This window comes from Blautia sp. HCN-1074 (assembly GCF_037890165.1).
In the GTDB taxonomy this organism is placed as follows: Bacteria; Bacillota; Clostridia; order Lachnospirales; family Lachnospiraceae; genus Blautia_A.
Window position 1 is genome coordinate 59,875 of the sequence record NZ_JBBKBP010000008.1, and the last position, 15,361, is coordinate 75,235.

Consider the following 15,361-nt stretch of genomic DNA (forward strand, 5'->3'; position numbering starts at 1 on the left):
GTATGATACCGGTGCGAGGAAAAAAAGAAATGAAAGAACATTATGATGTCATTATTGTAGGAACCGGAGCGGCAGGTCTGTACTGTGCGCTGAATCTCCCGGAAAAAATGAAAATTCTTCTGATCACCAAACAGGAAGCTGATCAGTCAGATTCTTTTCTGGCGCAGGGCGGAATCTGCATGCTGCGTGGAGAAGATGATTATGAAAATTATTTTGAAGATACCATGCGTGCCGGGCACTATGAAAATGATAAAAGAGCGGTTGATCTGATGATTCGCAGTTCCAATGATATTATCAGAGATCTGCTGCGTTATCATGTAGATTTTGCAAGAGATGGTCTGGGGAACCTGGCATTTACCAGAGAGGGTGCACATTCTCAGCCAAGAATCCTTTTTCATGAGGATATTACAGGGAAAGAGATTACACAGACACTTCTGAATGTCGTCAGAACAAAGGAAAATATAGAAATCTGTGAATATATGACGATGGTTGACCTGATTTCCAAAGAAAATACGGTTTGCGGAATTATCGTTATGAATCAGGAGGAGCAGGCGTTTCCGGTCTATTCTTCGTATGTGGTTCTTGCATGCGGCGGAATCGGCGGTCTGTTCAAAAATTCAACTAATTTTTCTCATATAGCAGGAGACGGTGTGGGAATTGCCATGAAGCATCATGTAGCAATGGAAAATCTGGATTACATACAGATTCATCCGACAACCCTCTATTCTCACAAACCGGGACGACGATTTCTGGTTTCTGAGTCCGTCAGGGGAGAAGGAGCAATATTGTATGATAAAAACGGACAGCGTTTTACTAATGAATTACAGCCAAGAGATCTGCTGAGTCAGAAAATTTTTTCGCAGATGGAGAAAGACGGAACAGAATTTGTGTGGGAAGATATGCGTCCGCTCGGAGAAAAGACGATCATGGAGCATTTTCCACATATTTATGAACAGTGCGTAGAAGAAGGATTTGACCCGAGAAAAGAGCCAATTCCGGTTGTTCCGGCCCAGCATTATTTTATGGGTGGAATTAAAGTTAACCTGGGAAGCAAGACGTCTATGAAAGGGCTTTATGCCTGTGGGGAAACGAGCTGTAACGGAGTTCATGGCAGAAACCGCCTGGCAAGCAATTCCCTGCTGGAATCTTTGGTCTTTGCAAGAAAGGCCGCAGATGATATGATATTTGGACAGGCACCTGAATATATAAAAGCAGATGCAGTCGATATGAAAATGTACGAAAACAGGGAAGAATTGCTGGATGGCTATCATAAGGCAGTATTAAACGAAATTGAAAGGATGAAAAAGAGTCATGAATAATATTACGATGAAAATGCAGGCAGATGAACTGATCCGTATGGCACTTCAGGAGGACATTACAAGCGAGGATGTTTCCACAAATGCAGTTATGCGCAGCGCAGTTAAAGGAAGTGTAGAACTTCTGGCAAAGGAAGATGGAATTATTGCCGGACTGGATGTATACGCAAGAGTATTCCAGATTCTGGATGAGAAGACTGAGATCAGCTTTAACGTCAAAGACGGAGATAGTGTAAAGAAGGGAGAGCTTCTTGCAACAGTAACCGGAGATATTCGTGTTCTTCTCTCCGGAGAAAGAGTTGCGCTGAATTATCTGCAGAGAATGAGTGGAATTGCCACCTACACGAATCAGGTTGCAAAGCTCCTTGAAGGAAGTAAGGTGACACTTCTGGATACCAGAAAGACCACACCAAACTGTCGTGTCTTTGAAAAATATGCAGTGCGTGTAGGCGGCGGATGCAATCACAGATATAACCTTTCAGATGGTGTACTTCTGAAAGATAACCATATCGGTGCAGCCGGAAGCGTGGCAAAAGCAGTAGCGATGGCAAAGGAATATGCACCATTTGTCCGCAAGATCGAAGTGGAAGTAGAGACGATGGAACAGGTAGAGGAAGCAGTAGAGGCGGGGGCAGACATCATTATGCTGGATAACATGACACCGGAAATGATGAAAGAGGCAGTAGACTTCATTGCAGGCCGTGCACAGACAGAATGCTCCGGAAATATTACAAAAGAAAATATTGCTAAAATTCTGGAAACCGGTGTTGATTTTGTCTCCAGTGGAGCACTTACACATTCCGCACCGATTCTGGATATTTCAATGAAAAATCTTCATGCGGTCGAGGAATAAAGATATGAATACTGCGCAGAGAAGAACTGAAATTTTAAAACTCCTTCATCAGGCAGAGAAACCGGTGGCGGCCAGAGCGCTGGCAGCACAGTTTGGCGTGAGCCGACAGGTAATCGTGCAGGATATGGCTGTAATCCGGGCCTCTACACCAGGGATTCTGTCTACTACAAAAGGGTATGTATTGCAGCAGGATAAAGACAGCGCATGTACCAGAGAATTTAAAGTCCGTCATGGACAGGAACAGGCAGCGGAGGAACTGAATCTGATCGTAGACTGCGGAGGCCGTGTAAAAAATATCAGTATCAGCCATAGAGTTTACGGGCGTGTCAGTGCGGAAATGGACATTCGATCCAGACAGGATGTAAATGAATTTGTCCAGGCAATCAACAGCAGCCATTCTACTGTGTTAAGCAGTGCAACTTCCGGATATCATTATCATCTGGTAGAGGCTGCCAGCCAGGAAAGACTTGATCTGATCGGAGAACAGCTGGAAAAGGCAGGATTTCTTGCGCCACTCCAGCCCTGGGAAGTGGAAAACCAGGAATAGTGGACAGGCATTTGCAGAGAAATTCAGATATCCGATTGACCAGAAATAAGTTTCCTGACCTGATTGTGAAGAGCAATAAGTAGTGGGAAATTAAGTACAGTAAAGGAAATAAAAAAATGACAATAGCAGAAATTCAGCAGGAAATCCTGCGGATGAAAAAAGAACAGGACATTTGCATTCTTGCACATGCATACCAGGGTCAGGAGATTCTGGAAGTGGCAGATTATACAGGAGATTCTTACGGACTGAGCGTACAGGCTTCCAAAAGAGACTGCAGCGGTGTGATTATGTGTGGTGTCCGTTTTATGGCAGAAACATGTAAGATTTTAAGCCCGGATAAGAGAGTATGGCTGGCAAATCCTGTAGCAGGCTGCCCGATGGCAGAGCAGCTTGATCTGGAAGGACTGCGCGAATTAAAAGCACAGTATCCGGACTATGCAGTAGTTGCCTATATCAATACAACTTCAGAACTTAAAACAGAATGTGATGTATGTGTAACTTCCTCTTCAGCAGTTGAAATCTGCCAAAAACTGGAGCAGGATAAAATCTTATTTATCCCGGATCCTAATCTGGGACATTATGTAGCAGAGAAACTTCCGGAGAAAACATTTGCATTTTACAGAGGCGGCTGTCCGAGACATATCGTAGTGAGTGCAAAAGACGTGGAAAAAGCCCGTGCAGCTCATCCGGGCGCACTTTTCCTGGTACATCCGGAATGCCGCCAGGAAGTAGTAGAACAGGCGGATTTCGTAGGCTCAACAACGGGAATTATGGAATTTGCCGAAAAGTCAGAACATAAAGAATTTATTATCGGAACAGAGAATAGTATTGTAGAACATCTACAGTTCGCCTGTCCGGATAAGAAATTCTACCCGGTTACGGTACAGCTTACCTGCATGAATATGAAAGTGACCACTCTGATGGATATTTATAACTGTCTGAAGGGCAGAGGCGGCGAAGAAATTTTCCTGCCACAGAATGTCATGGAAGGTGCCGGAAGATGCATTCACAGAATGGTGGAGCTGGGCGGCTGATATATATATAAAATTCTACTGGTCATTAGAAAAGAAAATTGGTACAATTATATGGTGGCAGAGTGGTATCACTTTGTCATCATTTTTGTTATCATCATGATAGAAAAATGATATAATGATGTTAGGGTCAAAAGGCATTTTGCCCCTAACTTGATATCTACGAATTGCTCCGCTGCAAAGCAGCTCCCGCAATTCTCAAACATTCGAAATCCGCTGATTTACTGCGTAAATCGCTACTTTCTCATGTTTGGCGGGTCCCAAGTTCAAAAGTCTTATCGTGCAAGCACGAACAATTTTTTGGCCTTTTGACCCTGATATCATATAATAGTACTTACTAACATAATTATTTTCTGTAAGAGGAATAGAATAGTCTATTGCTTATATATCATCATCTTGTGAAGCGTGGAATGAGCAGTAACATAAAATAAGATCAGGAGTAGAGAATTGAAAAATATACAGGCAGACATTAAATCAGGAAATTTCAAACAGGCGTATCTGCTCTATGGAGAAGAGGCATATCTGAAGCAGCAATATAAACAGAATCTCATAAAGGCATTAAATCCAGATGGGGATACCATGAATTTCAGTCATTATGAGGGAAAAGGTGTTGACATCAAACAGCTGATCGATCTTTGCGAAACCATGCCGTTTTTTGCGGACCGCAGAGTAATCCTGCTGGAAGATACGGGATTTTTTAAGAATAAATGCGAGGAGCTGGCGGATTATATGAAAGAGCTGCCAGACTACCTGTGTCTGGTTTTTGCAGAATCTGAAGTAGATAAGCGAAATCGTATGTATAAAGCTGTAAAGGCGTGCGGAACGATCGCAGAATTTGCCAGACAGGATGAGAAAACACTGATGCGCTGGGCGGCAGGACTACTTGGAAAAGCAGGAAAGAAGATCACACAGAGAGATATGGAACTTCTTCTCACCAAGACAGGAACAGACATGGGAAATCTCAGAATGGAGTTAGAGAAGCTGATCAGTTATACTGAAGGACGGGACATAGTAACAGCAGAAGATATCGAGGAAATCTGCACTACTCAGACAACGAACAGAATTTTTGATATGGTACGTGCTGTAACCGAGAAGAATCAGAAGCGTGCATTGGATCTTTATTATGATTTGCTGACATTGAAAGAGCCGCCAATGAGAATCCTGTTTTTGCTTGCAAAACAATACCGTCAGTTACTTCAGGCAAAACAGTTTGCGGCAGCAGGACTTGCCCAGACAGAAATTGCCTCAAAGCTTGGGGTACCCAGCTTTGTTGTGCGAAATATCTCAACATGCGCCAGAGCGTATACCATATCCGAACTGGAGCAGGCGGTAGAGGATTTCGTGGATGCTGAGGAATCGGTAAAGACAGGACGTCTGGAAGATAAACTGAGTGTTGAGCTTCTGATTATTAAATATAGCAGTAAAGTAAGTACTGCAAATTAAAAAAGACAAACAAAAAAGACAGCCACATGACGGTGATGGCTGTCCTTTTAATTATAAGCTTATAATTAAAAATTCAAATATATGATTAGTCAATGCTGTTAACAGCTTTAGCTAAACGAGCAACTTTTCTTGCACAGTTGTTTTTATGATAAACACCTTTAGATGTAGCTTTGCTGATTGTGGAAACAGCATCTTTTAATGCTACTTCTGCAGCTGCTTTATCTTTGCTTGCTACTGCTGCTTCAACTTTCTTGATAGAAGTCTTAACTGCGGATTTGATAGATTTGTTTCTAGCTGCTTTTGTTCTGTTTACTAAAATTCTTTTCTTAGCAGATTTAATATTAGCCAATTCGTACACCTCCAATTTAATTCAATAAAAAATTATTATACTCCTGTCATAGAAACAGACACGGGCGCTTCTATGAACATGCTTATATATACTACCCCAAATATTCTTTCTTGTCAATACATATTTCTATAAAAAAAGCTAAAAATAGATAGAAAGTAAGAGGTTTTGCTATTAGAACGGAGTGAACCGTAACGAGGTTTTTGATGATGCAGGACTTCACATTTTGATGAGTTGGATTATTTACAGTATTTTCTGAAATTGCTATAAGTGGGAATGGAAGAGAATGGAAAATATCTGTCTGATGGTAAAACTATAATACAGAATGGATGATGAAAATAAGGGAGGAAAGAAGAATGCTTGGAAGTCATGGAATAAGAACAGATCTGGCACTTGAAGCAACGGAACGATTTACTGAGGAAAATGTAGAAGTACGCGGTGTGGAAGTCACAGAAGATTATAATGAAGAAAAAGATATCCGCACGACTGTAGTAAAAATCACCACAGAAAACGGCGCCCGGACGATGGGGCGTCCACAGGGAAATTATATTACCATAGAAGCACCGGGGCTTTCTGTCCATGATGAGGATTACCACAGAGAAATTTCAGCAGAGATTGCCAGACATCTGCAAAAGCTGATAAATCTGGAGCGGGAGCAGTCGATTCTGGTAGTGGGCCTCGGAAATTCTGCAATCACTGCAGATTCCCTTGGCCCTCATGTGGTAGAGAATCTTAATATAACCCGGCATATAATCCGGGAATACGGCTTGCAGAGTCTCGGAAAGGAGAGGATGCACCGCACCAGTGGAATCATTCCGGGAGTTATGGCGCAGACAGGAATGGAGACATCCGAGATCATACAGGGAATCGTGGCAGAAACGAAACCGGATGTAGTGATTGCAATCGATGCGCTGGCGGCCAGAAGTACCAGGCGTCTCAATCGAACCATTCAGATTACAGATACAGGCATCAATCCGGGATCAGGAGTAGGCAATCACAGGGTAGGTCTTACAGAAGAAAATCTTCAGGTGAAAGTAATTGGTATCGGAGTTCCCACAGTAGTAGATGCAGCCACCATTGTCCATGACTCCATGGCGCATCTGCTGGATACACTGGAAGAGACAGAACAGAAAGAATTTCTGGAAGAGATGATCGCGCCACATCTTCATACAATGTTTGTAACGCCCAAAGATGTGGATGAGACGGTGAAATATTTAAGTTTTACGATTTCAGAGGGGCTAAATATGGCATTTGAGGAAATATCAGAGTGAGAATAAGTGTATAAACAAAAAGATCGGGTCATAGGATAATTCAAGAGGTGATCCATGTGACAAATTTTCAGAAAGCGTTCTGCGTTGTGCTGAGCATGTGCTTTTTTGCCACTCTGGCGATGCTGCCGGGGGCACTTTTTACAGGAGAAAATGTGTACAGGCATCTGCCCCTGTACCGCTTTCTGGAAAAAAAGACTCAGGTACATTCCTACGAAGATCAGGAAACCTATGAAAAAATCGCAGGAGAAAATGGAAAATATCTGGGTGAACGTGCGAAGTCTGAACAGATGGAAGCCAAGGAAGAAGCCAATTCTTTGATGACGGAAGAATCGCAGAATCCGTCTGAGGGAGAAAAAGAAGCGGAAGCTTTAGCAAAAAAGAATAAGAAGTCAGACAATAAGAAACCAGATAAAGAAAATAAATCAGCAAAAGCTACGCCTGTACCAGAAGATACAACCGCATCTGACAAGAAATCAGAGTCAGAGTCAAAAATCTCTCCAGAGGTTCAGGAGACAACAATGCCAAACGAAGAGGATATACAGGGGGAAGATATACCAAAGGAAAATGTGGCAGATGAAACGCATATTCAGGAAAAAAAGTCAGAATTAAAAGAATCACCAGAGCCAGCAATCACCAATGAACCGGATGTCCACGATACTACAGAAACAATAGCAGCAGTAGTTCCTCATCCTGTAATTGACCTGTCCCCGGCGAAACTTGCAGACTATGATTATCTGCTGGGACAATTTTATATAGTAGATTCTAATACAGAAGCAGATGCCGTACAGATTAGCGCAGAAGACTTTCTGAATCAGGACTTTAAAATCTCCAAAGACACCGAGTCCCCACAGATTCTTATCTATCACAGCCATTCACAGGAAACATTTGCCGATTCCAGAGAAGGGGAGGAAGCAGATACGATCGTAGGTGTGGGAGATTACCTGACACAGCTTCTCACAGAAAATTATGGCTATAAGGTAGTTCATCTGAAAGAACAGTTTGACATGGCATCCGGTGAATTAGACCGCAGTTCAGCCTATGACTATGCCCGGGATTATCTGGAACCATACTTACAGGAAAATCCGGACATACAGGTAATCATAGATCTTCACAGAGACGGCGTCCCCGAAGACCGGCATCTCGTAACGGAAATCAACGGAAAGCCGACGGCTCAGATTCTGTTTTACAATGGTCTGAGCTATACAATAGAAAAAGGTTCTCTGGACTATCTGCCAAATCCCTACATACAGCAAAATCTGGCATTCTCTTTCCAGTTAGAATACCAGGCTGCTCAATACTATCCGGAATTTTACCGCGGAATCTATCTTGCAGGCTACCGCTACAATCTCCACCTTCGCCCGCGTTCCATCTTGTTAGAAGCCGGGGCTCAGACTAATACCATCCAGGAAGTAAAAAATGCCATGGAACCATTTGCGGATATTCTGAATAAAGTTTTGCAGGGATGAAAATTATATCTGAGTATAAAGAAGGGATGCCGAAGCATCCCCAGTCCTAAACTTTCCACTTGCAATATACAAGTGTCTGGTTTATAATCAGGTTAGAAAGAATCAAGAGATATTGCGGTGTCTAATGATTGCCTTTCGGAAATCAAGTTATTTCAAAAAGTTACAAGAGACAGAGGCTATCCCCTATTTGCGGTAGGGAATAGCCTTTTTACTTGCGGTGGTTATCCAGATAGGTCAATGCCGTGAAGATAAGCAATAAAAGTGTCAATACTTCCATAGTATTCATTGGCATTACCCCCTTTCTCCGGAAAGGTACAACCACCAGACTATCCCTATCACGTTCTAATCTGACTGTATGAAATTTTATCATAAAAGATATGCTTACTCAAGCTGGAATCTTTTAAAACCGCATTTTCCCATAAATACGTGACAAGCAACGGAAACGTATGCTATAATACAAAATTAGCAAACTAACAACTATGAAAAGAACTTAGGAGGGAATTCCTGAATGATAGATCAGAGCAAAATCAGAAATTTCTGTATTATTGCACATATAGACCATGGCAAATCAACTCTTGCCGACCGAATCATCGAAATGACTGGTACATTGACAGAGCGTGAAATGCAGTCACAGGTACTTGATAATATGGAACTTGAGAGAGAGCGTGGAATCACGATCAAATCTCAGGCAGTGCGTATTGTTTATAAAGCCAAAGATGGCGAAGAATATATCTTCAACCTTATCGACACCCCGGGACATGTCGATTTCAACTATGAAGTTTCCCGAAGCCTCGCAGCCTGCGATGGTGCGATTCTGGTAGTAGATGCTGCACAGGGAATTGAAGCGCAGACACTTGCAAACGTATATCTTGCACTTGACCATGACCTGGATGTACTTCCGGTCATCAATAAAATCGACCTGCCAAGTGCAGAGCCGGATCGTGTAGTAAACGAGATTGAGGACGTTATTGGACTTGAAGCTCATGATGCACCGAGAATTTCTGCAAAAACAGGACTTAACGTAGAGGAAGTTCTTGAGCAGATCGTGACAAAGATCCCTGCACCACATGGCGATGTAGATGCACCGCTGAAGGCGCTGATCTTTGACTCTATTTATGACGCATATAAAGGAGTTATCGTGTTCTGCCGTGTGATGGACGGACGTGTAAAAAAGGGCACTCAGATTCAGATGATGGCTACCGGATTTACTACAGAAGTTGTAGAAGTAGGATATTTTGGCGCAGGACAGTTTATTCCATGTGAGGAACTTACCGCAGGTATGGTAGGATATATTACAGCCAGTATCAAGAACCTCGGCGATACCCGCGTAGGTGATACAGTTACAGACAAGGAAAGACCGTGTGCCGAAGCACTTCCGGGATATAAGAAAGTAAACCCGATGGTATACTGCGGTTTATATCCGGCAGATGGTGCGAAATATGGTGACTTGAGAGATGCACTTGAGAAATTACAGCTTAATGATGCTTCCCTTTTCTATGAGCCGGAGACATCAATCGCCCTTGGATTTGGTTTCCGTTGTGGTTTCCTTGGACTTCTCCATCTGGAGATCATCCAGGAACGTCTGGAAAGAGAATACAATCTTGACCTTGTAACTACAGCACCGGGTGTTATTTATAAAGTTCACAAGACAAACGGCGAAGTCATTAACCTGACCAATCCAAGCAACCTGCCGGATCCGTCAGAAATCGAATATATGGAAGAGCCAATGGTAAATGCTGAGATCATGGTAACTACCGAATTTATCGGAGCAATCATGGATCTTTGCCAGGAGAGAAGAGGTCAGTATCTGGGAATGGATTATATGGAAGAAACACGTGCACTTCTGAAATATAAAATGCCATTAAATGAGATTATCTATGATTTCTTTGATGCGCTGAAATCTCGTTCCAGAGGTTATGCTTCTCTGGACTATGAACTCTGTGGATATGAGCGCAGTGAACTTGTGAAACTGGATATCCTGGTAAATAAAGAAGAAGTGGATGCTCTTTCCTTTATCGTACATGCAGATACTGCTTACGAACGTGGCCGTAAGATGTGCGAGAAGCTGAAAGAAGAGATTCCGCGTCAGCTCTTTGAAATCCCGATTCAGGCTGCGATTGGAAGCAAGATTATCGCGAGAGAAACTGTAAGAGCTATGCGTAAGGACGTACTTGCCAAGTGTTACGGCGGTGATATTTCCCGTAAGAAGAAACTTCTGGAGAAACAGAAGGAAGGTAAGAAACGTATGCGCCGGGTAGGTAATGTGGAGATTCCGCAGAAAGCGTTTATGAGCGTATTGAAACTTGATGACAAGTAAATATTGACAGAGAGTTGAGATATTTATGAAAATAAATAAGAAGAAAATAGCAATACTATGTATGGTATTGTTGAGCGTTTTGGCTTCTGGCTGTGGAAAAGATAAAACAGTAGATGAAGCATCCTCGCAGGTGATTCAGATCAGTGTAGCGCCGGTGGAGGCAACTCCTACACCTGCACCTGATCAGGTGGATTCAGCAGCTGTTATTACAAATGGGAATCTGACGATGGTAAATAATTATCTGGCAGACCAGAGTACGACTGACATTTCCGCTTCTGAAATTTCGGACAGTGGAAATAATACAAATACAGACACAAGTACAGACGGTGGCACAGACGCATCAACAGATAGTAATACGGAAGATAACAGTGCAGTGGATAGTGAAGAATAAGAAAAGAGTTACTGTTCAGTTACTATTCACACGCCACTATCCCGCGAGGTGTTTTGGTATGAGAATGCCAAAATCCCGAGATAGTGGCGTTTGAAGCGTATATATGATAGCAGGAGAGTGAAATGGAAATAGAGAACGCAACGGGTTCTTCTATGGAAATCTACATCCACATTCCATTTTGTGTAAAAAAATGCGATTACTGTGACTTCCTTTCAGGTCCGTCATGTCCGAAAGAACAGGCAGAATATGTACAGGCTCTGCTTGCGGAAATCGATGCAGTAAAGGAAGGTAAAGGAAGGAGTGTATCCTCTATATTTATTGGAGGGGGCACTCCTTCTGTTTTGGATGAGAGATTCATTGGAGAAATCCTGAATAAAACAAGAAAGAATTTTTTGGTAGAAAATGATGCAGAGATTACGATTGAAGTAAATCCGGGAACTGCAGATCAGAAGAAACTTCAGGCGTACAGAACATTTGGCATCAACCGTCTGAGTATCGGTTTGCAGTCCCCAGATGACCGGGAGCTGAAAATTCTTGGAAGGATTCATAATTACGAGCAGTTTCTGGAAACCTGTAAATGTGCAAGAACTGCAGGTTTTGAGAATATAAATATTGACCTTATGAGCGCAATTCCGGACCAGACTTATGAAAAATGGTGCAATAATCTGCGAATAGTTGCAGAACTGAAGCCGGAGCATATCTCTGCATATAGCCTGATCATTGAAGAGGGGACACCTTTTGCTTCGCGACAGTTGAATCTGCCTGATGAAGATACGGAATACAATATGTATGAGGCAACTTCCCGTATTCTGAAAGAATATGGCTATGAACAGTATGAAATTTCCAATTATGCAAAAGAAGGCAGATGCTGCAGGCATAATGTGGGTTACTGGACCAGGCGGGATTATCTGGGATTCGGCCTTGGGGCCTCTTCTCTTTATGGAAAAGACCGTTTTGCCAATACGGCAGATATGAAGAAATATTTGGAAAACAGTTCCTCCCCGGAATTGATCAGAGAAAGAGAACCAGTTCTTACCAGAGAGGATGAAATGGCAGAATTTATGTTTCTTGGACTCCGCATGACAAAGGGAATTGCGAAAACTGATTTCAGGCAGAAATTTGGCTGTGCGATAGAGACTGTATATGGTGATGTACTAAAGAAATATGAAGCTATGGGGCTACTGTTGGAGAAAGATGGAAGAATATTCCTGAGCAGAGAGGGAATTCATGTGAGTAATTCTGTTATGGCTGATTTTTTACTTTAAACGCCTTGACGAACACATGTTCCTGCGCTATACTGAGTGCAGATTTAACTGAATCAAGTAGGTTATGAGCAAGTAGCGAAAGCGGATTGTGAATATCTGACTGACTTGTGAAAGGCAATAAGCAGTTGGAGAATTGTACACAATAAAAGCTAATCTTATGAAGATTGTGAGAGCTACATTGTGATCTGGCAATGAGAAAATGTATTTATATATAGAAGAAACGGGAGGCAGACGATGGCTGCGGATACGACGAAGAAACAATTTATCAGAATCAGAGGAGCAAATGTTAATAATCTTAAGAATTTAAGTGTGGATATTCCGAGAGACAGGTTTGTAGTATTTACAGGATTAAGCGGGTCTGGAAAGTCATCGCTGGCTTTTGATACGATTTATGCAGAAGGACAGAGACGATATATGGAATCACTGTCTTCTTATGCAAGGCAGTTCCTTGGACAGATGGAGAAACCGGATGTGGAGAGTATCGAAGGACTGCCGCCTGCGATTTCAATCGATCAGAAATCTACCAACCGCAATCCACGTTCCACAGTAGGAACTGTAACGGAAATTTATGATTATTTCCGACTGCTGTATGCGAGAGTCGGAATCCCACACTGTCCGAAATGCGGCAGAGAGATTAAGAAACAGACAGTTGATCAGATGGTAGACAGCATCATGTCTTTTCCGGAGAGAACAAAGATTCAGCTGCTGGCTCCTGTAGTAAGAGGTCGCAAGGGAACTCATGCCAAGCTTCTTGAACATGCGAAGAGAAGTGGCTATGTCCGTGTGCAGATTGATGGAAATATGTACGAACTTTCCGAGGAGATCAGTCTGGATAAGAATATCAAACACAATATTGAGATCGTGGTTGATCGTCTGATCGTGAAACCAGGAATTGAGAAGAGACTTTCTGATTCCATCGAGACAGTACTTGATCTGGCGGACGGGCTTCTCATGGTAGATACCATGGATGGAAATATTCATAATTTCAGCCAGAGCTTTTCCTGTCCGGATTGTGGTGTGAGCATAGATGAGATCGAGCCGAGAAGCTTCTCATTCAATAATCCATTTGGCGCCTGCCCGGACTGTCTGGGACTCGGATATAAGATGGAATTTGACATTGATCTGATGATCCCGGATAAATCGCTGAGTATCCTGGAAGGCGCGATCGTGGTGACAGGATGGCAATCCTGCACAAGTGAGGGAAGTTTTTCCAGAGCAATTCTGGATGCGCTTTCCAGAGAGTATGATTTCAGTCTTGCGACACCATTCGAGGATTATCCGGAGAAGATAAAGAATATTCTGATTAATGGAACGAATGGACATTCTGTTAAGGTTTATTATAAAGGTCAGCGCGGAGAGGGCGTTTACGACGTAGCTTTCCCGGGACTGATCCGAAATGTGGAGCAGCGATACAGAGAGACTGGTTCTGACACTATGAAACAGGAATATGAGTCTTTTATGCGCATTACTCCATGTAAAACCTGTAAAGGCCAGCGACTGAAGAAAGAATCTCTGGCTGTAACTGTTGCAGACAAGAATATTTATGAGATCACGAATCTTTCTATAGAGAAACTGAAAGCTTTTCTGGCTGACATGCAGCTTTCAAGCCAGCAGTTACTGATCGGAAAACAGATTCTGAAAGAAATTAAAGCCAGGGTAAGCTTCCTGTCAGACGTAGGATTGGATTATCTTTCACTTGGACGTGCGACGGGCACACTTTCCGGAGGAGAGGCGCAGAGAATCCGTCTGGCTACGCAGATTGGTTCCGGTCTGGTCGGAGTTGCATATATTTTAGATGAGCCAAGTATCGGTCTTCATCAGAGAGATAATGACAGATTGTTAAGTTCCCTGATGAAACTGAGAGATCTTGGAAACAGTCTGATCGTTGTGGAACATGACGAGGATACCATGCGCGTGGCGGACTGTATTGTGGATATCGGTCCGGGAGCGGGAGAACATGGTGGACAACTGGTTGCCATGGGAACAGCAGAGGACCTGATGAAGAATGAGAATTCTATCACAGGAGCTTACCTGAGCGGAAAGTTAAAGATTCCGGTACCAACGGAGAGACGTAAACCGACAGGTTTCCTTACAATCAAGGGGGCAGCAGAGAATAATCTTAAGAATATTGATGTGAAGATCCCACTGGGGATTATGACCTGTATCACAGGTGTTTCAGGATCTGGTAAGAGTTCACTTATCAATGAGATTCTGTATAAGCATCTGGCAAGAGATCTGAACCGCGCCAGAGTGATTCCGGGTAAGCATAAGGATATTCTGGGAGTAGACCAGTTGGATAAAGTGATCAATATTGACCAGTCGCCGATCGGACGTACACCGCGTTCAAACCCTGCGACTTATACAGGTGTGTTCGATCAGATTCGTGATCTCTTTGCCGCAACAGCAGACGCCAAAGCAAAAGGATATAAGAAAGGCCGTTTCAGCTTTAACGTAAAGGGTGGCAGATGCGAGGCATGCAGCGGCGATGGTATCATCAAGATAGAAATGCATTTCCTTCCGGATGTGTATGTGCCTTGTGAAGTCTGCAAAGGTAAGAGATACAACAGAGAAACTCTGGAAGTAAAATACAAAGATAAGAGCATTTATGATGTACTGAATATGACTGTAGAGGAAGCATTGACATTTTTTGAAAATGTTCCTTCTATTAAAAGAAAGATACAGACACTGTATGATGTCGGGCTTTCCTATATTCGTCTGGGACAGCCTTCTACAGAACTTTCCGGAGGAGAGGCACAGAGAATCAAACTTGCTGCGGAACTGAGTAAGCGAAGCACCGGAAAGACAATCTATATTCTGGATGAGCCAACGACGGGACTTCATTTTGCGGATGTGCATAAACTGGTGGAGATTCTGAAGAGATTATCTGAAGGCGGTAATACGGTAGTTGTTATTGAACACAATCTGGATGTGATTAAAACAGCAGATTACATTATCGACATTGGCCCGGAAGGTGGGGACAAGGGTGGAACTGTAGTAGCACAGGGAACTCCGGAAGAAGTTGCACAGTCACCGGTTTCCTATACGGGAAAATATGTAAAAAAATATCTGGAAAATTAAGCAGGGCTTTTCTTTTGGCTGGAAGTTGTATATAATA

Annotated in this window: 12 protein-coding genes; 11 read left to right on the forward strand and 1 reads right to left on the reverse strand. The window is 42.8% G+C overall.

The annotated features are described in order from the left end of the window. Nucleotides 1-29: 29 nt before the first annotated feature. From WKT11_RS08925 to holA, 5 genes are all read left to right on the forward strand, one after another. Complete coding sequence (locus WKT11_RS08925; protein ID WP_118609602.1) at nucleotides 30-1,319, forward strand: L-aspartate oxidase; 1,290 nt, start codon at nucleotides 30-32, stop codon at nucleotides 1,317-1,319. Beyond that, the gene (gene nadC / locus WKT11_RS08930) at nucleotides 1,312-2,169 is read left to right on the forward strand and encodes a carboxylating nicotinate-nucleotide diphosphorylase (RefSeq protein WP_117844823.1); all 858 of its coding nucleotides are present in this window, start codon (nucleotides 1,312-1,314) and stop codon (nucleotides 2,167-2,169) included. The genes WKT11_RS08925 and nadC overlap by 8 nt, the downstream gene beginning before the upstream one ends. A gap of 4 nt (nucleotides 2,170-2,173) precedes the next feature. After that, nucleotides 2,174-2,716, forward strand: coding sequence for a transcription repressor NadR (locus WKT11_RS08935; protein WP_117676192.1), 543 nt, complete (start codon nucleotides 2,174-2,176; stop codon nucleotides 2,714-2,716). Nucleotides 2,717-2,832: 116 nt separating this feature from the next. Next, complete coding sequence (nadA, locus tag WKT11_RS08940; protein WP_118609584.1) at nucleotides 2,833-3,750, forward strand: quinolinate synthase NadA; 918 nt, start codon at nucleotides 2,833-2,835, stop codon at nucleotides 3,748-3,750. 444 nt (nucleotides 3,751-4,194) lie between these two features. Further along, entirely contained in the window at nucleotides 4,195-5,190 is a 996-nt protein-coding gene (holA, locus tag WKT11_RS08945; protein WP_117844829.1) for a DNA polymerase III subunit delta, read from the forward strand. Between the two features lie 85 nt (nucleotides 5,191-5,275). On the opposite strand, the gene rpsT is transcribed toward holA, so the two are convergent. Beyond that, on the reverse strand, nucleotides 5,276-5,554 hold the full coding sequence (rpsT, locus tag WKT11_RS08950; protein WP_117676189.1) for a 30S ribosomal protein S20: 279 nt from the start codon (nucleotides 5,552-5,554) through the stop codon (nucleotides 5,276-5,278). 338 nt (nucleotides 5,555-5,892) lie between these two features. Here rpsT and gpr point away from each other — a divergent pair, with 338 nt between their 5' ends. The 6 genes from gpr to uvrA all read left to right on the forward strand — a co-directional run bounded on the left by gpr (nucleotide 5,893) and on the right by uvrA (nucleotide 15,324). Continuing rightward, entirely contained in the window at nucleotides 5,893-6,807 is a 915-nt protein-coding gene (gpr, locus tag WKT11_RS08955; RefSeq protein WP_117676188.1) for a GPR endopeptidase, read from the forward strand. 56 nt (nucleotides 6,808-6,863) lie between these two features. After that, a complete protein-coding gene (locus WKT11_RS08960) occupies nucleotides 6,864-8,273 on the forward strand; it encodes a stage II sporulation protein P (RefSeq protein WP_243009295.1) in 1,410 nt (469 codons plus the stop codon). A gap of 508 nt (nucleotides 8,274-8,781) precedes the next feature. Beyond that, a complete protein-coding gene (lepA, locus tag WKT11_RS08965) occupies nucleotides 8,782-10,590 on the forward strand; it encodes a translation elongation factor 4 (RefSeq protein ID WP_340283878.1) in 1,809 nt (602 codons plus the stop codon). Nucleotides 10,591-10,615: 25 nt separating this feature from the next. Further along, a complete protein-coding gene (locus tag WKT11_RS08970; RefSeq protein WP_147324768.1) occupies nucleotides 10,616-10,981 on the forward strand; it encodes a hypothetical protein in 366 nt (121 codons plus the stop codon). A gap of 122 nt (nucleotides 10,982-11,103) precedes the next feature. Further along, nucleotides 11,104-12,246: a radical SAM family heme chaperone HemW gene (gene hemW / locus WKT11_RS08975; protein WP_117676185.1), complete on the forward strand. Its 1,143-nt coding sequence runs from the start codon at nucleotides 11,104-11,106 to the stop codon at nucleotides 12,244-12,246. Nucleotides 12,247-12,480: 234 nt separating this feature from the next. Further along, entirely contained in the window at nucleotides 12,481-15,324 is a 2,844-nt protein-coding gene (uvrA, locus tag WKT11_RS08980; protein ID WP_117676184.1) for an excinuclease ABC subunit UvrA, read from the forward strand. Nucleotides 15,325-15,361 lie beyond the last annotated feature (37 nt).